Source organism: Serratia sp. D1N4 (assembly GCF_054552755.1).
In genome coordinates this window covers 2,167,241-2,186,368 of sequence record NZ_CM137274.1, presented here as the reverse complement: position 1 = coordinate 2,186,368, position 19,128 = coordinate 2,167,241, and the positions used below count along the sequence as shown (strand labels likewise).

The window sequence follows — 19,128 nt, the reverse complement described above, 5'->3', positions numbered from 1 at the left end:
CAATGAAAACACCATCACCTCTGATTATTCTGCGCGATCTGGCGCAGGACGCTGTGGAACAGGCCGCACAGCAGCTCGGCCAGGCACGCCAGGCGCAACAGGCCGCAGAACAACAGCTCAGCCTGCTGCTCAACTATCAGGATGAGTATCGCAACAAGCTGAATAGCACCCTATGCGATGGCATGGGTTCTGCCAGTTGGCAGAACTACCAGCAATTTATCGGCACGCTTGAACAGGCGATCGTTCAGCACCGCCATCATGTGTTGCAGTGGAACGAAAAAGTCACTCATGCCGCCAAGCACTGGCAGGACAAACAGCAACGGCTGAACGCCTTCGACACCCTGCATACCCGCGCCTTGAGTGCCGAACAGGTGTTGGAGAATAAACGGGATCAGAAACTGATGGATGAGTTCGCGCAGCGCAGTGCACACAGGAACCTAGCCCAATGAATCTCACTCTTCCGGTTGGCCTGCTGACGGCTGGCGATAATCTGGCGCTAGGTGAAACCGCTCTGCCGCTAAGCGATAGCGAGCTGTCTTCGGCCTTTGCCCAACTGCTGAGTGAACGCTTTTCGCCCGAGGGGAAACCGAACGGCAAGCTGATGGCGGCACAGTTACAGGCTGCGGTTCCCAACGCACCCGCGTTGAGCCGTAGTCAGCTTAACCCACTGTTGGAACAGGCTGGCGTGCTGAGCCGCGCAGAACCCCAAGCGGTGTTGATTGACACCAGCCCCCGGCTTGATGAACAACAGCAAAAGCCTGATGAAGCTCCATTACCACCAGCCGCCACGCTACAGGCGCTGTTCGTCATATTGCCCGCCCTACCGCCGCCACAGCCGAGTGGACAGGCGATAATTGGTGAGCAAAACCAGCCTGAAGCCACGGATTTGTTAAGCACGGTGAATGATAAGCCAGCCGAATCTGCGCCAAATCTGGCCCAGCAGAAAGCGCCAACAACCGTTGCCGATAAAACCCCGCTGGCGGTAAAAGCCGATACGACCCCATTCGCGCCCGATAGCCAGGCTGACCAACCGCCCGTTCTAACCAAACTCACCGCCGAGCCTGCCCAGCCCTCAGCGGCGATCGCTTATGCCCCCACACCGGCGGTTACCAGCCCGGTTGCCGCAACCACATCGCCAACACCTCAGTTGCATGCACCACTCGGCAGCGCGGAATGGCAGCAGGCGTTAAGCCAACAGGTGCTGTTGTTCCAGCGCAACGGCCAGCAAAGTGCCGAACTGCGCCTGCATCCGCAGGAGTTGGGCGCGCTACAGATCAGGCTGACGCTCGACGACAACCAGGTGCAGTTACATATTACCTCGGCACAGGGTCAGGTACGTTCGGCGGTGGAAGCCGCATTGCCGCAGTTGCGCCAGGCACTGGCGGAAAACGGCATCAGCCTTGGCCAGAGCAGCGTTGGCGGCGAATCGCTGCCATCACCGCAGCAAAACTCACACAGCGGCGGGCAGCCTGCGTATCGCCAGCAGCACGGCCGCGCGGAAACCCATATGCAAAACCTTGATACTCCAGCAGCCTTACAGGCAATGGCCCGGTCGGTCGAAGGCGTTGATATTTTCGCCTAAACGCTCAATCTGGCGCGCTTTTCTCCACCTATTCTGGCTATTGGCCAGCAGGATAAACGAGATAATCCGCTTATATGTCATACGTGAGTTTTTTGCACACGCCGCCCTAATGGATACTACATCATGTCTGAAAATTCCCTGCCGACAGCACCCAAAAAGCGTTCATTCCAGTTGATCCTGTTTGTGCTGATCGCCCTTGGTGCCTGCGGGGCCGCAGGCTACGGTTGGTGGCTGATGCAACCACCGAAAGACGGCAAGTCTGCCGCAGCGGCGCAAAAGCTGCCACCGCCCGCGCCGGTGTTTATGCCGCTCGACACCTTTACCGTCAACCTGGTCACGCCGGATAACAACCCAGACCGCGTGCTGTATATCGGCCTGACGCTGCGCTTACCCGATGAGGCCACCCGCCGCCAGTTAAACGATTTTCTGCCGGAAGTGCGCAGCCGCTTGCTGATGCTGCTGTCGCGGCAGGAAGCTGGCCAACTGGCCAGTGAACAAGGGAAACATCAATTGGTGGTGCAGATCAAAGAAGCCCTCGCTACACCGCTGGTCAAAGGGCAGCCTAAACAGGTGATCAGCGATGTACTATTCACTGCCTTCATACTGCGGTAATCCTCCATGGGCGACAGTCTTCTTTCACAAGCAGAGATCGACGCCTTGCTCAACGGTGAAGCCGAGGGGGATCAACCCGCTGCGACCATTGGCAGCGAGAATGAGATCAAACTTTACGACCCGAATACCCAGCGCCGCGTGGTGCGTGAACGGCTACAGGCGTTAGAGATTATCAATGAACGCTTTGCCCGGCAGTTTCGCATGGGGCTCTTCAACCTGCTGCGCCGCAGCCCGGATATCACCGTCGGCGCGATCAAGATCCAACCGTACCATGAGTTTGCCCGCAATCTGCCGGTACCGACCAACCTGAATCTGGTGCATCTGAATCCGCTGCGCGGCACGGCGCTGTTCGTATTTGCTCCCAGTCTGGTATTTATCGCCGTCGATAATCTGTTTGGTGGCGATGGCCGTTTCCCCACCAAGGTGGAAGGGCGGGAGTTCACCCCCACCGAACAGCGGGTGATCAAACGCATGCTGCGCCTGGCGCTGGAGGCCTATGGCGATGCCTGGAGCGCCATCTACAAGCTCAACGTGGAGTACGTACGCGCCGAAATGCAGGTTAAGTTCACCAATATCACCACCTCGCCGAACGACATCGTGGTTACCACGCCGTTCTTGGTAGAGATCGGTGCGCTGAGTGGCGAGTTCAATATCTGCATCCCGTTCGCCATGATCGAACCGCTGCGGGAACTGCTGACCAACCCACCGCTGGAAAATTCACGCCAGGAAGACAGCCATTGGCGGGAGACGCTGGTGAAACAGGTTCAGCACTCGGAGCTGGAGTTGATTGCCAACTTTGTCGACATCCCGATGCGCCTGTCAAAAGTGCTGAAACTACAGCCAGGCGATGTATTACCCATTGATAAACCCGAGCGTCTGATCGCCCACGTCGACGGCGTGCCGGTGTTAACCAGCCAATACGGCACCCTGAACGGGCAGTACGCCCTGCGCGTTGAACATCTGATTAACCCTATTTTGAATGCTCTGAATGAGGAACAGCCTAATGAGTGATCCTAAGCCACCGTCTGGCGAACAGCCGGGATCCGTAGACGATCTGTGGGCTGATGCGTTTAACGAACAACAGGCCGCCGAACCCGCCACGGCAACCACCGAAGGCGTGTTCACGTCGCTGGAAGCACAAGACGCGCTCGGCAACCTGCAAGATATCGAGCTGATTCTGGATATCCCGGTCAAGCTGACCGTCGAGTTGGGCCGCACCAAAATGACCATCAAAGAGTTGCTGCGCTTGTCGCAGGGCTCCGTAGTGGCGCTGGACGGTTTGGCCGGAGAACCGCTGGATATCCTGATCAACGGCTATCTGATCGCTCAAGGTGAAGTGGTGGTGGTGGCCGATAAGTTCGGCGTGCGGATCACCGACATCATTACCCCTTCCGAGCGCATGCGCCGCCTGAGCCGCTGATGAACGCCCACGCCGCCGTACCCACCCAGAGCACTCAGCAGCAGCAGCCGGTCACTGCGCTGCCCACCGGTTCAACGCTGATGCAGGTCAGCAGCGCGCTCGGCGCGATCCTGCTGCTGATTGTGCTCGCAGGCTGGCTGTTCCGCCGCCTGGGGTTTGCGCCCCAGGCTCACAGCAGTAAATTGCTCAACCTGAAGGCCAGTTGCCAAGTGGGGCAACGTGAGCGGGTAGTGGTGGTTGAGATCGATAACACCTGGCTGGTGCTGGGGGTCACCGCCCAACAGATCACCCCGCTGCATACCCTACCGGCTCCGCAGAAAGACAGCGCGGCAGAAGCAGACACGCCACCGGCGGATTTCCGCCAGCTAATGCACAACGTGCTGAAGCACCGGGGGAAAGCGCGATGAATCCACGCTCGCTGCTTGCCGTTACCCTGTTGTTGCTGAGCCCAGCGGCGTTGGCACAGCTACCCGGCCTGATTAGCCAGCCTTTAGCCAACGGCGGCCAAAGCTGGTCCTTGCCGGTGCAAACGCTGGTGTTGCTGACCTCACTCAGCTTCCTGCCCGCCATGCTGCTGATGATGACCAGCTTCACCCGCATCATCATCGTGCTGGGCCTGCTGCGTAACGCGCTGGGCACCCCTTCGGCACCGCCGAATCAGGTGATGCTGGGGCTGGCGCTGTTTCTGACCTTCTTTATCATGTCGCCGGTATTCGATCAGGTGTATCAGAACGCTTATCTGCCATTCAGCCAGGATAAAATCAGCATGGAGGTGGCGTTCGAGCAGGGTTCTCAGCCGCTGCGTGAGTTTATGCTGCGCCAGACGCGGGAAACCGATCTGGCCCTGTACGCCAAACTTGCCAACCTGCCACCGCTGGCCGGGCCGGAAGCAGTGCCGATGCGCATTCTGCTGCCCGCCTACGTCACCAGCGAGTTGAAAACCGCCTTCCAGATCGGTTTTACCGTATTTATTCCGTTTCTGATTATCGATCTGGTGGTCGCCAGCGTGCTGATGGCGCTGGGGATGATGATGGTGCCCCCCGCAACGATCTCATTACCCTTCAAGCTGATGCTGTTTGTGCTGGTGGATGGCTGGCAGTTGCTGCTCGGATCGCTGGCGCAGAGTTTTTATAGCTAGGCCTGATGGGGAATGCCAACCCGTTAAGACTAACCAATCCCCTCTCCTTGGGGAGAGGGGATTGGTGAGGGGCGATCACCGGACTACAAGCCCCTCACCCCGGCCCTCTCCCCCAGGGAGAGGGGGCGCTCTGTTCAGCATTGTGGTGTGGGTTTTAGCCAAGCTACCCCGTGGCAGCTGACCAGTTGCTGCTCTCCCTCAGGGCTGTCTCTTGTTCACATCTTGAGGTAGGGGAATGAGTGTTTATTTAGGTCGCTAAACATATTGTGTACACATTGGCAATGTGATGAACGCGCCGTCCGTGGCGCGGTCGCTTATGCGCCGTGTCTGCGTTCAGCGCCTTCAATGGCTTCAACATCAGTGCTCATCTCACCAACAACGGAGTTTGACACGCTGTTATCAATACCATTATAAAATTTGCCCGTTACTTACAGATTCGGGTGTTGACGTTAAGCGCATCATGGCCTGCTGAGCAAGACACCGTTGCCAGGGGCAACCGGCCATGGATGGCCGGTTGAGGCGATATGAACAGGGACGTGAATTGAGCCGACCCGTCCGGCAACGGGGGCGTAGCGAAGGAACCCGCGCAGCGGGCAGGCCATGTTAAGCGTAGGCGTGGGTGCAGGGCCCCGCCTTGGGCCCTGCAATTGCCGTCCATTATTGTTCCATCGGATTATGATCTTTTACGGCAATTCCCATTACACCTGACTTACAGAGACGAACACGTTGTGTATAAGAGACAGCCCTCAGGGAGAGAGGGCATCCTGTTCAGCATCGTGGTGAGGATTTTAACCAGGCTATCCCAAGGCGGCTGACCAGTTCCCTCTCCCTCGGGGAGAGGGTTAGGGTGAGGGGTTAGCAAAGGGCTGCAGGATTATGCAGTCTTGCGCTCAACTGACGGGCACGTCGCCAAAAGGAGGATTTTCATAGTGGAGAATAACGATGACACCTGAATCAGTAATGACACTCGGTGCCGAAGCGATGAAAGTAGCGCTGGCGCTGGCCGCCCCGCTGCTGCTGGCGGCGTTGATCAGCGGCCTGGTAGTCAGCCTGCTGCAAGCGGCCACGCAGATTAACGAAATGACGCTGTCGTTTATTCCCAAGATCCTGTCGGTAGTCGCCACCCTCATCATTGCCGGGCCGTGGATGCTCAACTTGCTGCTGGATTACATGCGCCTGCTGTTCAGCAGTCTGCCGCAGCTGATTGGCTAACCATGCTCACGTTCGACAGTGCACAACTCAGCGTCTGGCTCAGCCAGTTTTTCTGGCCGCTGCTGCGCGTGCTGGCGCTGATCGTCACCGCGCCATTACTCAGTGAAAAACAGATTAGCAAACGGGTAAAAATCGGCCTCGCCGGGCTGATCGTGTTGCTGATCGCTCCGGCGTTGCCCAGCAGTAACATCCCGATTTTTTCCATCACCGGCCTGTGGCTGGCGGTACAGCAAGTGCTGATTGGCGTAGCACTCGGGCTGACCATGCAGTTCGCCTTTGCCGCCGTGCGCCTGGCCGGAGAGGTGATCGGTATGCAGATGGGGCTGTCGTTCGCTACCTTCTTCGATCCTGCCGGTGGCCCCAATACGCCGATCCTGGCGCGTTTGCTGAACCTGCTAGCCATGCTGCTGCTCCTGAGTTTTGACGGGCATCTGTGGCTGATCTCCCTTTTGGCAGACAGTTTCTACACGCTGCCGATCCAGGCTCAGCCGCTCAACGGCAACGGTTTTCTGGCGCTCGCGCAGTTGGGTTCACCGATTTTTATCAACGGTATGATGCTGGCACTGCCGCTGATCTGCCTGCTGCTGACGCTCAATCTGGCGCTCGGCTTGCTCAACCGCGTCACCCCGCAGCTTTCGGTGTTCGTTATCGGCTTTCCGGTCACCATGACCATTGGCATTCTCACCATTGGCATGATGATGCCGATGCTGGCCCCATTCTGTGAGCATCTGTTTGGCGAGTTTTTCGATCGGTTAGCGCTGCTGATCGGCGGGATGAAACAGTAAAAAGGGGTACGGCACCGGGTTGTGTAGGAAGAAGTGCCGTACCAAATCGAAAAGCGCAATTAACGATTGATCTGGAACAGCGACATCCCCTGCATATCGCTGAAAGTCTTATACGACGCCTGCAACGCCGCCTGCTGCATATAGTAAGACGAGATCGCTTCGACCACATCGGCGTCAACCAGCGCGCTCAGTTGCCCTTGGTGATAGGTGTTGCTTTCAATCCCTATATTATCCAGCACATCCAGCTCCTGTAATTGAGTACCCAATTCCGCGCTGGTGCTCAGCACGTTGTTGTAGGTGTTATCCAGGCCGCGAGCGGCCTTATCCAGTGCGGCTTTCACCTGTTCACGGATGGCATCATCAGTTCCCTGCAACGGGGTTTTCAGGGCATCGAGCGCCCTATCGATGCTTTTGAATACGTTAGTTTCTGCAGGGCTGCCATCCGGTTCGGGCTTGATATTGCGGGTTAGCGCCATAAAGATCCCGCTACCGCTATGGCCGATGGTCATGGTGCGGTTAGCATCCACCTTTTGTTCGATCGCCGAATGGCTGCCCTGATAAACCACCGTGCCCCCCTGTTCGGCAAACGGCGGCTGATCGTTGGCATAACCGGCGAAAATATAGCGGCCGTTGCCATCGGTGCTGTTCGCCTGGCTCAGCAGTTGATCTTTCAACCCCTGTAACCGGGTGGCGAGCGAATCACGATCGTTGTCGCTGAGCGTACCGTCTCCGGCATTGACGATCAGCGCTTTCATGTCTTTGATGCCGTCTGCCGCGCTGCGCAGCACGGTTTCTTCCAGCGAAATATTCTGGCGGGAGAAGGTCCGCGCCAGCGCATACTGGCTATTCTCGGATATCGCCTGAGAGATCATCACCGCCTGTGAGGCCGCCAGCGGATCGTCCGAAGGTGAGATGACACGCTTGCCGCTGCTCAGCTGTTGCCCAGCCTGCATCCACAGCGACTGATTGTTGGTGACCCCCAACAGATTCTGCTGGTAGATCATGCTGGTGCTCATGCGCATGGTGTGGGTTCCTCAAACTCAACGGATATTCAGCAAGGTGTCAAACATGGCGGTAGCGGTCTGAATCACCTGCGCATTGGCCATGTAATACTGCTGGAAACGCAACAGTTCACCGTATTCTTCATCCAGATTAACCCCGGAGATCGCTTGCTGCTGAACCTCCAGCTGTTTGACGATATGGGTTTGCGAAGTGCTGTTAACCTTGGCCGTGGCGGTCTGGTTACCAACGCTGCTCACCAGCCCGGCATAGGCGCCGCTCAGCGTTGCTTTGCCCTCCACCACCTTTTGCGTTTGCAGATCGAGCAGCTTTTTGGCGTTATCATTGTCGCCCTTGCCGCCCTCTTCTGCTCCCGCTGCCGCCAGCTTCGCCGAGTCACCGATCGCCACTTTCAGGCTGCCCGCCACATCGCTGACCGGTTTGATAGTGAAACTGTCGTTTTTCTGTGCACTGCCGCCAACGCCGATCTGCAAACCCTCAAAGCTTAATGTCGAATTGCCGTCGGCATCGGTTCCCGGCGTGGCCGCGACCTTGGTGTTGTCGGCAAGGCGCGTCACCTGCCAATCGCTGCCGTCAAACTCCACCCGGTAATCGCTGGCTTTAACTTTGCTGGTGTCGGTAAAAGCCACTGATAAAGAGGCATCCCCGCTGTTGTGCGTATTGTTGATAACGCGCCCCCCCGCGAAGCTGAAGAAATTCTCGCCCGGCTCGCCATTGATATCAAACCCCTGTCGGTGCTGCTGGTTAAAACTGTCCGCCAAGGCCAACGCCAACTGCCCCAACTGGTTATGGGCGCGATCCAACGATTCGCTGCGGAATTTCAACACCCCGCTGACGCTGCCGCTCGCGATCTGGCCTTCAGGAATTTCACTGGCACCGCCGCCCCGGTTGTAGCCGAGCGTCAAACGGGCCGAGTCTTGGCTCGAAGGCACGGCGGCAACCTGATACGCAGAGTTACCCTGCACCAGCGTCAGGCCATTGGCAAAGGTGATGGTATAGGCATCGCCGTCCTGCTGCGTCACCTGCACACCGACAATCTTATTCAGCTCGGTGACCATCTGATCCCGTTGATCCAGCAGCGCATTCGGTTCACTGCCGCCGCTGCTGGCACGCAGTTGGGTGATTTCATCATTCAGCCTGGCGATCTGCTGGCTGTAGGTATTGATCTGCGTGGCGCTGTCGCTCAGTTGCTGATTCACCCCCGCCGCCATATCACGCAGGTATTTGTCGGCATTATTAAACTGGTTCACCAACCCGCTGGCCTTGCCTAGCACGCTCTGGCGCGCGGCATCGTCCCCGGCATTGCTGACCAGGTTTTGCAGGTTTTTGAAAAAATCCTCCATGCCGCTCGCTAACGTATTAGTTTTGTTCGCCAGCAGATTGTCGATCTGAGAGATTTTTTCAAAATAGCTGTTCTGAGCCGCAGCCTGACTTTGCGCACCGCGCAGTTGCGTCATGATGAACTGGTTATATTCACGGTTCACGCCGGTCACGTTCGCCCCGTTACCGATAAAGCCGTTCATGGTGCCAAGGCCGCCGTTTTGCGCCAGGATCGCCGTCTGGCGGTTATAGCCCGCCACGTTGTAGTTGGAGATATTGTTACTGACGGTGCTGAGCGCCACCTGCGCCGCATTCAGGCCACTCATTGCGGTATTGATTAAGCTGTTGGACATGGGGTTTCCTTATGCTGCGGCTGCTGGATTCAATGATTCTGCTGAGCATTGCCGCTTAGTCTGTATGGGTTATCGGCGTTAAAGGCGAAAACTTGAGGGAAATGCGCCTTATATCAGGGTTGTCTCTTGTTCATATGCTGGGTATGTATTTATTTCGGTCGCTAAACATATTGCGCTCATTCGACAACAAGGTGAACGCGCCCGAGCAGGGGGCTCAAGAGCCAGCCCCCTGCACCCCGGCCCTTGCCATATCAGGCGGTCGCTGCGCGACTTCCCTCACTCCACCACGGCGCCTTCGATGGCGTCAACACCGGTGCTCATCTCGCCTATTGCATTGCTTGAAGTTCTCTTATCAACACACATGTTGATGTTACCCGGTGATAACAGATTCGGGTGTTGACGTTGAGCGCATCATGGCCTGCTGAGCAAGACGCCGTTGCCAGGGGCAACCGGCCATGGATGGCCGGTTGAGGCGATATGAACAGGGACGTGAATTGAGCCGACCCGTCCGGCAACGGTGACGCAGCGAAGGCACCCGCGCAGCGGGCAGGCCATGTTAAGCGTGGGCGCGGGTGCAGGGCCCCGCCTTGGGCCCTGCAATTGCCGTTCACTGCTGTTTCATGGAATTGCATTCTGTTTACGGCAATTCCCATTACAGCAAACCTACATAGACGAAAGCGTACAACCCAACTAATAAAATTCCCCTCAAAACAACTCCTCCGCCCCCTGACCATAGGCCTTCGCCACCTGCTCACCCGCGCTTTTCATCTGCTGAATCACGCTAACCAGTTTTTTGGCGTAGTGCGGATCGGTGGCATAACCGGCCTGTTGCAGCGCGTGCGCCGCCTGCTCCGGGCTGCGCGCGGCGGCCACATTGGCATAGCGCGGGTTGTTGGTCAGCAGCTTGACGTAATCACCGATCGCTTCCACGTAGGAGTTGTACACGCGGAAGCGGGCCTTGATCTTCTTCGCCGCCCCCTGCTCAAATTCGGTGGTGGTGATTTCCGTCACCGGCCCATCCCAACTGCTGCCAGCCTTGATGCCAAACAGGTTGTAACTTGGCGTTCCCTCGGCGGTGGGGATTTCACGCTTGCCCCAGCCTGACTCCAGCGCCGCCTGCGCCACAATCAACTGATGCGGAATACCGCTTTGCAAACTGGCAATCCTTGCTGGCCCCGACAACTGCGCGACAAAGTTGCCATTGCTAAGCGGTACGGCGGCTACCGCTGGCGCTTTCGGCAGCGCCCGGCGCACTATCTGCTCCAGCGCCTGAATCGGTAACCGTTGCAGCACTTGGTTATCCAACAGCATCGGCACGGTGCCCGCCGTTTCGCTTGGTTCACTATTTGCCGCAGCAAGCTGTCTGGCCATCATCTCTGCCAGCCCGAACCCTTTCTGCGCCATCTGCTGGGCGATCTGCTGATCGTACATCGAGGTATACAGCCGGGTTTGATCGCTGCTTAACACGCCGTCCTGCGGCAAGGCGGCGCGCATGCTTTTCAGCATCATCTGCACGAACATGCCCTCAACCTGTTGGGCGACCTGCTTCAGGTTGCCCTGCGGATCGGCGGCAACATCGCGTTTCAGGCTGTTCAGCGCCTGAGTATCATAGGCCGCTCCCGACACCGCCATCAGATCGCTGCTCATCAGATAATCTCCAGCTTGGCACGCAGGCAGCCCGCACTCTGCATCGCTTGTAGAATCGACATCAGATCGATCGGCGTAGCCCCCAGCGCATTCAAGGCACGAATCACGTTGTTCAGATTGGCGCTGGCGTTCACTTTCTGCAACGATCCGCCCTGCTGTTGCAGCGAAATCTGGGTATTGGGCATCACCACCGTTTGACCACCGCCCAGCGGGGTATCCGGCTGGCTGACAATCTCCTGACGATCGACCACCACCGATAAGTTGCCCTGGGCCACCGCGCAGGAATCAAGCATCACATCGCGATTCATCACCACTGAACCGGTACGGGAATTGATGATCACCTTGGCATCCATGGTCCCTATATTGATGTTGATATTCTGAATATCCGCCAGAAAGCGCACCTGCGAACTGTTGCCACGCGGCACCAGCACCTGCACGGTACGCGAATCCAGCGGCGATGCGGTGCCGCCGCCGCGCTGGCGGTTGATGGCATCGCTGATCTGCTGCGCCAGCGTGAAGTCATCATCGTTCAGTTGCAGAATGATCACGCCGTCCTGACCAAAGGTGGTGGGCAGTTCACTTTCGATGATCGCGCCGTTGCTGATGCGCCCGCCCGCCAGTTGGTTGACCTGCACGCTGCTGCCCCCGGCTGCCGCTCCGGCACCGCCCACCAGCACATTGCCCTGCGCCAATGCGTAAACCTGGTTGTCCACGCCTTTCAGCGGTGTCATCAGCAAGGTGCCACCGCGCAGGCTTTTGGCGTTGCCCATTGAGGACACCACCACGTCAATATTCTGGCCCGCGCGCGCGAACGGCGGCAGCTTGGCGGTCACCATCACCGCCGCCACGTTTTTCAACTGCATATTGGTGCCGGGCGGTACGGTGATCCCCAGCTGCGACAGCATATTGCTCATGCTTTGGGTGGTGAACGGGGTCTGCATGGTCTGATCGCCGGAACCGTCCAATCCTACCACCAGCCCGTAACCGATCAGGGCGTTGTCACGCACCCCTTGCACTTTAACCAAGTCACGAATGCGTTCGGCGTGAGCGGGCAACGTCAGTGCGCTGAGCAGCAGCATCAATACTATCTTCTTTAACATTGTCACCTCGCTGGCCTGTCTTGAAACGCGCTAGTTTAAAACGGTGAAATATTCAGGAAGAAACGCTGCAACCAGCCCATGGTCTGCGCTTCATTGATGTAACCATTGCCGACGTATTCAATGCGGGCATCTGCCACCTGTGTTGAGGTGACCGCATTGTTGCCGCTGATGGTGCGCGGATTGACCACGCCGGAAAAACGAATAAATTCGGTGCCCTGATTGATGGCGATCTGCTTTTCCCCCACCACATGCAGGTTGCCGTTGGCCAAAACCCGGTCGACAGTCACGGTAATGGTGCCGCTAAAAGTGTTGTTGGCGTTGGCCCCGCCTTTGCCACCGAAGGTGCTGTCGCCGGAGATATCCATATCGGCGCGCGCATTGCCCAGCAGGCCCTCGAGATAACGCGGTGAGGTCGCAACGCCGAATGTGCTCGCCCCGTTGCGGCTGGCATTGGCCGACGAACTTTTGCTGGCGCTGACGTTTTCCTGCAACACAATGGTCAGGGTATCGCCGATATTGCGTGGACGACGATCTTCAAACAGCGGTTGATAGCCATAGTTCATCGGCTGCACCGCCTGGAAAATCGAACCGTTTGGCACCGGTGCGCCTGCCGGTGCCGGTTGCGCCGTGGTCGCCCCTTCCACCAGCGGCGTGCGCGGAAGATAGGCACAGCCGCTGAGCGTCAGTAACGCCATGGCGCAAAGAAACAACCCAAAAACCGTTAAATTGGTGCTTACCACGGCGATCTCCCACCCGTTACAGCTGCGTCAGCTTTTGCAGCATCTGATCGGAGGTCGATACCGCTTTGCTGTTGATTTCATAGGCGCGCTGGGTCTGGATCATACTGACCAGCTCTTCCGCCACATTGACGTTAGAGGTTTCCACATACCCCTGATACAGCAGACCAGCCCCGTTCAGGCCGGGGGTACTTTCATTCGGCGCGCCGGAGCCTTCGGTTTCCTGATACAGGTTTTCGCCCACGCTCTCCAGGCCACTGTCGTTGATAAAGGTGGTCAGGGTCAGTTGCCCCACCTGCTGAGCAGTGGTTTGCCCCTGCTGGGTGACGCTGACGATCCCGTCACGGCCAACGGTAATGCTCAAAGCATTGGCGGGAATGGTGATCGCCGGTTGCACCTGAAAGCCACTGGCCGTCACCAGTTGGCCGTTCTGATCGATCTGGAACGAACCGTCGCGGGTATAAGCCTGGCTGCCGTCCGGCAGCATGACCTGAAAGAATCCCTGCCCTTTGATCGCCACATCTTTACTGTTGTTGGTCTGCGACAGATTCCCCTGGCTGTGGATGCGTTCGGTCGCCACCGGGCGCACGCCGGTGCCAATCTGCAAACCGGAGGGCAACGTGGTCTGTTCCGAAGACTGCGCCCCCGGCTGGCGCATGGTCTGGTAAAGCAGGTCTTCAAACACCGCGCGCTGGCGCTTGAAACCGTTGGTGCTGACGTTGGCCAGGTTGTTGGCGATCACGTCCATATTGGTCTGCTGCGCATCCAGACCGGTTTTGGCAATCCATAACGATGGGATCATGGCATCTTCCTCTGCACTTAACTCATTGACAGCAAGGCGTTGGCGCGCTGTGCGTTTTCGTCCACGCTGTGGATGACCTTCATCTGCATTTCAAACCGGCGGGCGTTGGCGATCATCTCCACCATGGTTTCCATCGGTTTGACGTTGCTGCCTTCCAGCACTCCCGGCATCACCCGCACCTGCGGATCGTTTTGCAACCTGTTGCCACGCTGCTGCTGGCTGGCGGCGGTCAGATGGAACAGGCCATCATCACCGCGCATCACGTCACGCATCTCGGCCTTTACCAGCTTCAGGCGGCCAATTTGCGCCACGGTATTCGGCGGATCGCCAGCATTCAGCGCTGAAATAGTGCCGTCTGCGGCGATGGTCAGTTGCGCCTGAGGGGGGACTTCGATTGGCCCGCCGTCGCCCATCAGCGGCTGCCCCTGCACCGTCAGTTGCCCGCTGGAGGAGATCTGAATGCTGCCGTTGCGGCTGTAGGCTTCGCTGCCGTCCGGCAGGCTGACCGCCAGAAAACCGTCCTGTTGCAGCGCCACGTCCAGCGGCCTGCCGGTGTAATTCAGCGGCCCCTGGCTGATATCGGCACCCGGCGTGGAGGCCGTGACCAAAGTACGCGTCTGCAAGCTCGGCCCGTCGACCGGCACCGCACGCAGCGCCACCAGTTGCGCACGGAAACCCGGCGTGGAGGCGTTGGCCAGATTATTCGCCGTAACCGACTGCTGCTCCAGCGTCTGGCGTGCGGCGCCCATGGCGGTATAAATTGCGTGATCCATAATTCAGTCCTCTTAACGCAGGCTGACTAACGTCTGTAAGATAGAGTCCTGGGTTTTGATGGTCTGCGCGTTCGATTGGTAGTTACGCTGCGCGACGATCATGCTCACCAATTCCTGGCTGAGATCGACGTTGGAAGATTCCAGCGCACCGCTGGTCAGCGTGCCGAACCCACCGCCACCGGCCAGGCCCACGCGCGGCTGGCCAGACGTGCCGGTGGCATTCCACAGGTTGTCCCCCTGCGCTGCCAGCCCTTCCGGGTTCGAGAAGTTGGTCAGGACGATCTGGCCCAGCAGTTGGGTCTGCTGGTTGGAATACACCCCTACCACGCTGCCGTCTTTGTTGATCTCAAAGCCTTTGTACTCACCGGTGGCGTAACCATTCTGAGCAATCTTGCTGACAGAATCGCTGCCCACGTTCTGTTGCAGGCTGTTGGCAAAGTTGAGGTTGAAGGTTTGTGCCGGTGCGCCGTCTTTGGCCGACATTGGTACCAACAGGTTGAACGGCGTGGTACTGGGGTTGCCCACCGCATCCCGCGTATCGATCAGAACCCCGCTGGTGTTGAAATTCAGGCTGCCCGCTTTCCCGACGGGAGAACCGCTCACGCTGCCGTCCTGGGTATAAACATCCCACTGGTTATCCGCCGTTTTAACAAAATAGGCGTTAACGTTGTGAGCATTGCCCAGCGAATCGTAGGTGGTAATGGTGTTGACGTAATTGAACGAGTCGGTTTGGTTCGGCGCAAACGGCGTTACTTGCGGTACCGGATGGGTGGATCTCAGGTTAACCACCATGTTGCCGGAGGTGGTGGCTCGCGCGATCATCATCCCTTCCGGGATATTCAGCGGCACCGGCTCGGCCCCCTGTTGGATTGCCGGTGGCGTTCCACTGGCCGGATAACCCGTCAGGCTCAGGCCCTGCATGTTGGTAATATTGCGGTTTTCGTCCATTCTGAACTGGCCGTTGCGGGTGAAGAAAATCCCACCGTCGGCGTCCTGCATCCGGAAAAAACCATTCTGGCTGATGGCAATGTCCAGCGAACGGTTGGTATTGGTGGTGGTTCCATCTTTGAAGTTCTGAGTGATCCCCGCCACTTTCACCCCCAGCCCAACCTGTGAACCCGCAAACATATCCGCAAAGGAAACGCTGCCGGATTTGAAGCCGAAGGTCGCGGAGTTGGCAATATTATTACCGATCACATCCAGATTGGTGGCTGCCGCGTTCAGACCGCTGACTGCTTGTGAAAAAGCCATATTATTCTCCGAAGATAGAGTTATTAGGATGGGCTCAGCAATCCATCGCCGTCGAGGGAGTTCATTCCCTGTTATCCGCAGCCCAAAACTTGGATAAGATCAGGCGCACATCGTCCAGCGTGGCGGATCCCGCCATGCCCAGATCCAGTTTCGCGCCATCTGCCCCGCGCGTGACGCCGTTCACCTTGGCAAAACGCAGCGGCTGCGCCACCAGTTGTTCACTGCCGCTTTTGGCTGCGAACGCCACGCTGTAAGCCCCGTCTGGGGCGTTGGTGCCATCTTCCTGCAAGCCATCCCAGGCAAATGAATGCACGCCTGCGCTCAGCCCGCCGAGATCAAGGGTACGTACCACTTTGCCGCTGGCGTCACTGATGGTGGCGGTGACCGCATCGGCGCTGCGCTCCAGCTCAATGCCAAAAGGCGTGGTACTCACCTTGCCCCCCTGATTGCCTACCAGGATCTCTTTCCCCGGCACCATCACACCGTGACCAATCAGCGAACTGGCCTGGATTGACTGATTGCCGTTGATCTGGCCGGAAATCGCCCCGAGCGTGGTATTCAGCTTTTCAATACCGCTGACGGTGTTGATCTGCGCCAGCTGCGTGGTCAGTTCGTTGTTCTGCATCGGGTTGGTCGGATCCTGATTTTTCAGTTGCGCCACCAGCAACGTCAGGAAATTGTTGTGTAGGTCTGTGCTGTTGCGGTTGCTGGCACCGGCAATGCTGTTGTCCTGTGATTCATTGGTCGTTGCGGCAATCGCCATAACAAGCTCCGGTTACTGACCCAGCGTCAGGGTTTTCATCATCATGGATTTGGTGGTATTCAACACTTCAACGTTGGCCTGATAGCTGCGTGAAGCGGCAATGGTGTTAACCATTTCCCCCACCACGTCAACGTTGGGCATGCGCACGTAGCCTTTGGCGTCCGCCAGCGGATTGCCGGGTTGAAACACCAGGCGATCGGGGGCCGGATCGTCCATCATTTGCGCCACGCGCACGCCGCCGGTCGCTTGCCCCGCCGCGGCGGCTACCTGAAATACCACCTGTTTGGCCCGGTACGGCTCGCCATCCGGGCCGGCAACGCTGTCGGCGTTCGCCATGTTGCTGGCGCTGACGTTCATCCGTTGCGACTGCGCCGATAGAGCAGAACCGGAGATATCAAAAATATTCAGTAGCGACATACTCGTTATCCTCCTTGCAGCACGGACATCATGCCCTTGATCTGCCCGCTCATCAGGGTCAGGTCGGTCTGATATTTCAGGCTGTTATCGGCAAAATGGGTACGCTCGCGATCCATATCCACCGTATTGCCATCGAGCGCCGGTTGATCCGGTACGCGGAACAGCAACGCCAGCGACGAGGGTTGCACGTTTTGCGCCGGAATATGCTGGGCCGAGGTCAGATTCAGCGCAATGCCGCTGGCTCGCCCCTGCGCCATCGCCTGGCTCAGTTGGCTGGCAAAATCGATATCGCGCGCCTGATAGCCCGGCGTATCTGCGTTGGCGATGTTGGCGGCCAGGATCTCCTGCCGCTCGGCACGTAAGTTCAGCGCCTCTTGGCCAAAGCGCAGCGCTGCGTCCAGTTTGTCGAGCATGCTTTCCTCACGAGATGAATGTTTGGAACCGACAGCATAAGCGCCGCTATCAGCCAGTTATCGCGGGAATAAGGGCAAAATGCGCGGCTATTTGCCGGTTTAGCCTGCGAAGGCCATGGGTACACTGAGATACCGCGTTACTGCATTTGAAGGCGAAAATGAAAGGTAAATTGCCGGGTATCACCGTCCTGCTGCTCACCGCCCTGCTGTTTGGCCATAGCGCGCGGGCCGACGATCTGGCGGCGCAAATTAGCCGTTTTATCAGGGTGCAATTGGCTGATAGTTCTATCGAACTCAAGGTACAGGTGCGTACCCCGGTTGGCCAATGGCCGCAGTGTGAAGCCCCGCAGCTTGCATTGCCGCAACATGCCCGGCGCTGGGGCAACCTCAGCGTTTCGGTACGCTGTGGCCAGGAACGGCGCTTTATCCAGATTCAGGTGCAGGCGATTGGCCACTATCTGGTTTCCACGCGTGGGATCGAAGCGGGCGGCAAACTGACCGCCGCCGATATCACCCTGAAAACCGGGCGGCTGGATACCTTGCCGCCGCGCACGCTGACGCAAATCCGCCAGGCGATCGGGGCCATCAGCCTGCGTAATATCCGCCCTGGGCAGCCACTGAGCCAGGCAATGCTCAGGCGCGATTGGGTGATCAAAGCGGGTCAAGCGGTGCAGGTAATCGCGCAGGGGGACGGGTTTAACATCAGCGGAACGGGTAAGGCGATGAACAATGCCGCAGCGGAAGACAGCGTGCGGGTACGGATGGTTTCCGGGCAGATCGTCAGCGGTATCGCCCACCCTAACGGCACGATTCGGATTGCGTTATAAAAAATATACCCTAAATAATTCGAGTTGCAGGAAGGCGGCGACGCAGAGAATCCCCAGGAGCATAGGCCACTATGTGACTGGGGTGAGCGAGGAAAGCCAACGCACATGCAACTTGAAGTATGACGGGTATAAAGATTTGCCGCAGCGTGCCGATAACAGCACTGTGAAATCTTTTCGCGCCTCTCCCGATGAGAAAGGGGCACCAGGTTTAGTATCAGTCAGTTAAATAAAGAATGCCGAATAATACGGCACAATGCTAAAGGTGAGGGGCTTTAGCTCGGTAATCTTGGCTCCCCCTCACCCTAGCCCTCTCCCCAAGGGAGAGGGGACTGGTTAGCCTTAACCGACCAGCATGGCTAACAAAGCAACACTCGTTTGACACGCTGTTATCAATACCATTGTAAAATTTGCCCGTTACTTACAGATTCGGGTGTTGACGTTAAGCGCATCATGGCCTGCTGAGCAAGACACCGTTGCCAGGGGCAACCGGCCATGGAGGGCCGGTTGAGGCGATATGAACAGGGACGTGAATTGAGCCGACCCGTCCGGCAACGGGGGCGTAGCGAAGGTACCCGCGCAGCGGGCAGGCCATGTTAAGCGTAGGCGTGGGTGCAGGGCCCCGCCTTGTGCCCTGCAATTGCCGTCCATTATTGTTCCATCGGATTATGATCTTTTACGGCAATTCCCATTACACCTGACTTACAGAGAGGAACACGTTGTGTATAAGAGACAGGCCCCAGGGAGAGGGACTGGTTAGCCTTAACCGACCAGCATGGCTAACAAAGCAATACTATGTCGAGCAATACGCCCCTTCTCCCTGTGGGAGAAGGGACTGGTTAGCCTTAACCGACCAGCATGACTAACAAAGCAACACTATGTCGAGCAATACGCCCCCTCTCCCTGTGGGCTGTCTCTTATACACATCTCAAATTGCGGTCAAATAGCCGCAATTTGAG

Annotated in this window: 21 protein-coding genes; 10 read left to right on the top strand and 11 right to left on the bottom strand. The window is 57.7% G+C overall.

Features of this window, described 5'->3' with window-relative positions:
* Nucleotides 1-2: 2 nt before the first annotated feature.
* The 9 genes from fliJ to fliR all read left to right on the top strand — a co-directional run bounded on the left by fliJ (nucleotide 3) and on the right by fliR (nucleotide 6,749).
* Nucleotides 3-449: a flagellar export protein FliJ gene (gene fliJ / locus ACX1CU_RS09415; RefSeq protein ID WP_459402296.1), complete on the top strand. Its 447-nt coding sequence runs from the start codon at nucleotides 3-5 to the stop codon at nucleotides 447-449.
* Nucleotides 446-1,582, top strand: coding sequence for a flagellar hook-length control protein FliK (locus tag ACX1CU_RS09410; RefSeq protein WP_459402295.1), 1,137 nt, complete (start codon nucleotides 446-448; stop codon nucleotides 1,580-1,582). The genes fliJ and ACX1CU_RS09410 overlap by 4 nt, the downstream gene beginning before the upstream one ends.
* 123 nt (nucleotides 1,583-1,705) lie before the next feature.
* The gene (fliL, locus tag ACX1CU_RS09405; RefSeq protein ID WP_459402294.1) at nucleotides 1,706-2,194 is read left to right on the top strand and encodes a flagellar basal body-associated protein FliL; all 489 of its coding nucleotides are present in this window, start codon (nucleotides 1,706-1,708) and stop codon (nucleotides 2,192-2,194) included.
* 6 nt (nucleotides 2,195-2,200) lie between these two features.
* Nucleotides 2,201-3,205, top strand: coding sequence for a flagellar motor switch protein FliM (gene fliM / locus ACX1CU_RS09400; protein WP_459402293.1), 1,005 nt, complete (start codon nucleotides 2,201-2,203; stop codon nucleotides 3,203-3,205).
* Entirely contained in the window at nucleotides 3,198-3,614 is a 417-nt protein-coding gene (gene fliN, locus ACX1CU_RS09395; protein WP_459402292.1) for a flagellar motor switch protein FliN, read from the top strand. The genes fliM and fliN overlap by 8 nt, the downstream gene beginning before the upstream one ends.
* Complete coding sequence (gene fliO, locus ACX1CU_RS09390; protein WP_459402291.1) at nucleotides 3,614-4,021, top strand: flagellar biosynthetic protein FliO; 408 nt, start codon at nucleotides 3,614-3,616, stop codon at nucleotides 4,019-4,021. The genes fliN and fliO overlap by 1 nt, the downstream gene beginning before the upstream one ends.
* Complete coding sequence (fliP, locus tag ACX1CU_RS09385) at nucleotides 4,018-4,752, top strand: flagellar type III secretion system pore protein FliP (protein WP_459402290.1); 735 nt, start codon at nucleotides 4,018-4,020, stop codon at nucleotides 4,750-4,752. Before fliO ends, fliP begins: the two co-directional genes overlap by 4 nt.
* A 942-nt stretch (nucleotides 4,753-5,694) precedes the next feature.
* Nucleotides 5,695-5,964, top strand: a complete 270-nt coding sequence (fliQ, locus tag ACX1CU_RS09380; RefSeq protein WP_459402289.1) for a flagellar biosynthesis protein FliQ — start codon at nucleotides 5,695-5,697, stop codon at nucleotides 5,962-5,964.
* 2 nt (nucleotides 5,965-5,966) lie between these two features.
* Entirely contained in the window at nucleotides 5,967-6,749 is a 783-nt protein-coding gene (gene fliR / locus ACX1CU_RS09375; protein ID WP_459402288.1) for a flagellar biosynthetic protein FliR, read from the top strand.
* Nucleotides 6,750-6,808: 59 nt separating this feature from the next.
* Here the strand turns inward: fliR and flgL are convergent, their stop codons facing one another.
* The 11 genes from flgL to flgB all read right to left on the bottom strand — a co-directional run bounded on the left by flgL (nucleotide 6,809) and on the right by flgB (nucleotide 17,345).
* Complete coding sequence (gene flgL / locus ACX1CU_RS09370) at nucleotides 6,809-7,771, bottom strand: flagellar hook-associated protein FlgL (protein ID WP_459402287.1); 963 nt, start codon at nucleotides 7,769-7,771, stop codon at nucleotides 6,809-6,811.
* A gap of 18 nt (nucleotides 7,772-7,789) precedes the next feature.
* A complete protein-coding gene (gene flgK / locus ACX1CU_RS09365; RefSeq protein WP_459402286.1) occupies nucleotides 7,790-9,442 on the bottom strand; it encodes a flagellar hook-associated protein FlgK in 1,653 nt (550 codons plus the stop codon).
* Nucleotides 9,443-10,147: 705 nt separating this feature from the next.
* Nucleotides 10,148-11,089, bottom strand: a complete 942-nt coding sequence (gene flgJ, locus ACX1CU_RS09360) for a flagellar assembly peptidoglycan hydrolase FlgJ (protein WP_459402285.1) — start codon at nucleotides 11,087-11,089, stop codon at nucleotides 10,148-10,150.
* On the bottom strand, nucleotides 11,089-12,189 hold the full coding sequence (locus tag ACX1CU_RS09355; RefSeq protein ID WP_459402284.1) for a flagellar basal body P-ring protein FlgI: 1,101 nt from the start codon (nucleotides 12,187-12,189) through the stop codon (nucleotides 11,089-11,091). The genes flgJ and ACX1CU_RS09355 overlap by 1 nt, the downstream gene beginning before the upstream one ends.
* Nucleotides 12,190-12,224: 35 nt before the next feature.
* Nucleotides 12,225-12,884 (bottom strand): flagellar basal body L-ring protein FlgH, encoded by a 660-nt coding sequence (locus ACX1CU_RS09350; protein ID WP_459402765.1) that lies wholly within the window; start codon nucleotides 12,882-12,884, stop codon nucleotides 12,225-12,227.
* A gap of 61 nt (nucleotides 12,885-12,945) precedes the next feature.
* On the bottom strand, nucleotides 12,946-13,728 hold the full coding sequence (gene flgG / locus ACX1CU_RS09345; protein ID WP_459402283.1) for a flagellar basal-body rod protein FlgG: 783 nt from the start codon (nucleotides 13,726-13,728) through the stop codon (nucleotides 12,946-12,948).
* A 17-nt stretch (nucleotides 13,729-13,745) separates the two neighbouring features.
* Nucleotides 13,746-14,501 carry a flagellar basal body rod protein FlgF gene (locus ACX1CU_RS09340; protein WP_459402282.1) on the bottom strand — a complete coding sequence of 252 codons (756 nt, stop codon included), beginning with the start codon at nucleotides 14,499-14,501 and terminating at the stop codon, nucleotides 13,746-13,748.
* 12 nt (nucleotides 14,502-14,513) lie between these two features.
* On the bottom strand, nucleotides 14,514-15,752 hold the full coding sequence (gene flgE, locus ACX1CU_RS09335; protein ID WP_459402281.1) for a flagellar hook protein FlgE: 1,239 nt from the start codon (nucleotides 15,750-15,752) through the stop codon (nucleotides 14,514-14,516).
* 61 nt (nucleotides 15,753-15,813) lie between these two features.
* On the bottom strand, nucleotides 15,814-16,515 hold the full coding sequence (gene flgD, locus ACX1CU_RS09330; RefSeq protein WP_459402280.1) for a flagellar hook assembly protein FlgD: 702 nt from the start codon (nucleotides 16,513-16,515) through the stop codon (nucleotides 15,814-15,816).
* A 12-nt stretch (nucleotides 16,516-16,527) separates the two neighbouring features.
* Entirely contained in the window at nucleotides 16,528-16,932 is a 405-nt protein-coding gene (gene flgC, locus ACX1CU_RS09325) for a flagellar basal body rod protein FlgC (RefSeq protein ID WP_459402279.1), read from the bottom strand.
* Between the two features lie 5 nt (nucleotides 16,933-16,937).
* Nucleotides 16,938-17,345: a flagellar basal body rod protein FlgB gene (flgB, locus tag ACX1CU_RS09320; protein WP_459402278.1), complete on the bottom strand. Its 408-nt coding sequence runs from the start codon at nucleotides 17,343-17,345 to the stop codon at nucleotides 16,938-16,940.
* 158 nt (nucleotides 17,346-17,503) lie between these two features.
* Between flgB and flgA the strand changes: the two genes are divergently transcribed.
* Entirely contained in the window at nucleotides 17,504-18,172 is a 669-nt protein-coding gene (flgA, locus tag ACX1CU_RS09315; protein WP_459402277.1) for a flagellar basal body P-ring formation chaperone FlgA, read from the top strand.
* The last annotated feature ends 956 nt before the right edge of the window (nucleotides 18,173-19,128 follow it).

Excerpts from the sequence above, each read along its gene's own strand:
- fliM (WP_459402293.1), top strand. The coding sequence starts at position 2,201 with ATGGGCGACAGTCTTCTTTCACAAGCAGAGATCGACGCCTTGCTCAAC.
- flgC (WP_459402279.1), bottom strand. The coding sequence starts at position 16,932 with ATGTCGCTACTGAATATTTTTGATATCTCCGGTTCTGCTCTATCGGCG.
- fliP (WP_459402290.1), top strand. The coding sequence starts at position 4,018 with ATGAATCCACGCTCGCTGCTTGCCGTTACCCTGTTGTTGCTGAGCCCA.
- ACX1CU_RS09355 (WP_459402284.1), bottom strand. The coding sequence starts at position 12,189 with ATGTTAAAGAAGATAGTATTGATGCTGCTGCTCAGCGCACTGACGTTG.
- flgK (WP_459402286.1), bottom strand. The coding sequence starts at position 9,442 with ATGTCCAACAGCTTAATCAATACCGCAATGAGTGGCCTGAATGCGGCG.
- ACX1CU_RS09350 (WP_459402765.1), bottom strand. The coding sequence starts at position 12,884 with ATGGCGTTACTGACGCTCAGCGGCTGTGCCTATCTTCCGCGCACGCCG.
- flgJ (WP_459402285.1), bottom strand. The coding sequence starts at position 11,089 with ATGAGCAGCGATCTGATGGCGGTGTCGGGAGCGGCCTATGATACTCAG.
- ACX1CU_RS09410 (WP_459402295.1), top strand. The coding sequence starts at position 446 with ATGAATCTCACTCTTCCGGTTGGCCTGCTGACGGCTGGCGATAATCTG.
- fliR (WP_459402288.1), top strand. The coding sequence starts at position 5,967 with ATGCTCACGTTCGACAGTGCACAACTCAGCGTCTGGCTCAGCCAGTTT.
- fliQ (WP_459402289.1), top strand. The coding sequence starts at position 5,695 with ATGACACCTGAATCAGTAATGACACTCGGTGCCGAAGCGATGAAAGTA.
- flgE (WP_459402281.1), bottom strand. The coding sequence starts at position 15,752 with ATGGCTTTTTCACAAGCAGTCAGCGGTCTGAACGCGGCAGCCACCAAT.
- flgG (WP_459402283.1), bottom strand. The coding sequence starts at position 13,728 with ATGATCCCATCGTTATGGATTGCCAAAACCGGTCTGGATGCGCAGCAG.
- flgB (WP_459402278.1), bottom strand. The coding sequence starts at position 17,345 with ATGCTCGACAAACTGGACGCAGCGCTGCGCTTTGGCCAAGAGGCGCTG.
- fliO (WP_459402291.1), top strand. The coding sequence starts at position 3,614 with ATGAACGCCCACGCCGCCGTACCCACCCAGAGCACTCAGCAGCAGCAG.
- flgL (WP_459402287.1), bottom strand. The coding sequence starts at position 7,771 with ATGCGCATGAGCACCAGCATGATCTACCAGCAGAATCTGTTGGGGGTC.
- fliL (WP_459402294.1), top strand. The coding sequence starts at position 1,706 with ATGTCTGAAAATTCCCTGCCGACAGCACCCAAAAAGCGTTCATTCCAG.
- fliJ (WP_459402296.1), top strand. The coding sequence starts at position 3 with ATGAAAACACCATCACCTCTGATTATTCTGCGCGATCTGGCGCAGGAC.
- flgA (WP_459402277.1), top strand. The coding sequence starts at position 17,504 with ATGAAAGGTAAATTGCCGGGTATCACCGTCCTGCTGCTCACCGCCCTG.
- fliN (WP_459402292.1), top strand. The coding sequence starts at position 3,198 with ATGAGTGATCCTAAGCCACCGTCTGGCGAACAGCCGGGATCCGTAGAC.
- ACX1CU_RS09340 (WP_459402282.1), bottom strand. The coding sequence starts at position 14,501 with ATGGATCACGCAATTTATACCGCCATGGGCGCCGCACGCCAGACGCTG.
- flgD (WP_459402280.1), bottom strand. The coding sequence starts at position 16,515 with ATGGCGATTGCCGCAACGACCAATGAATCACAGGACAACAGCATTGCC.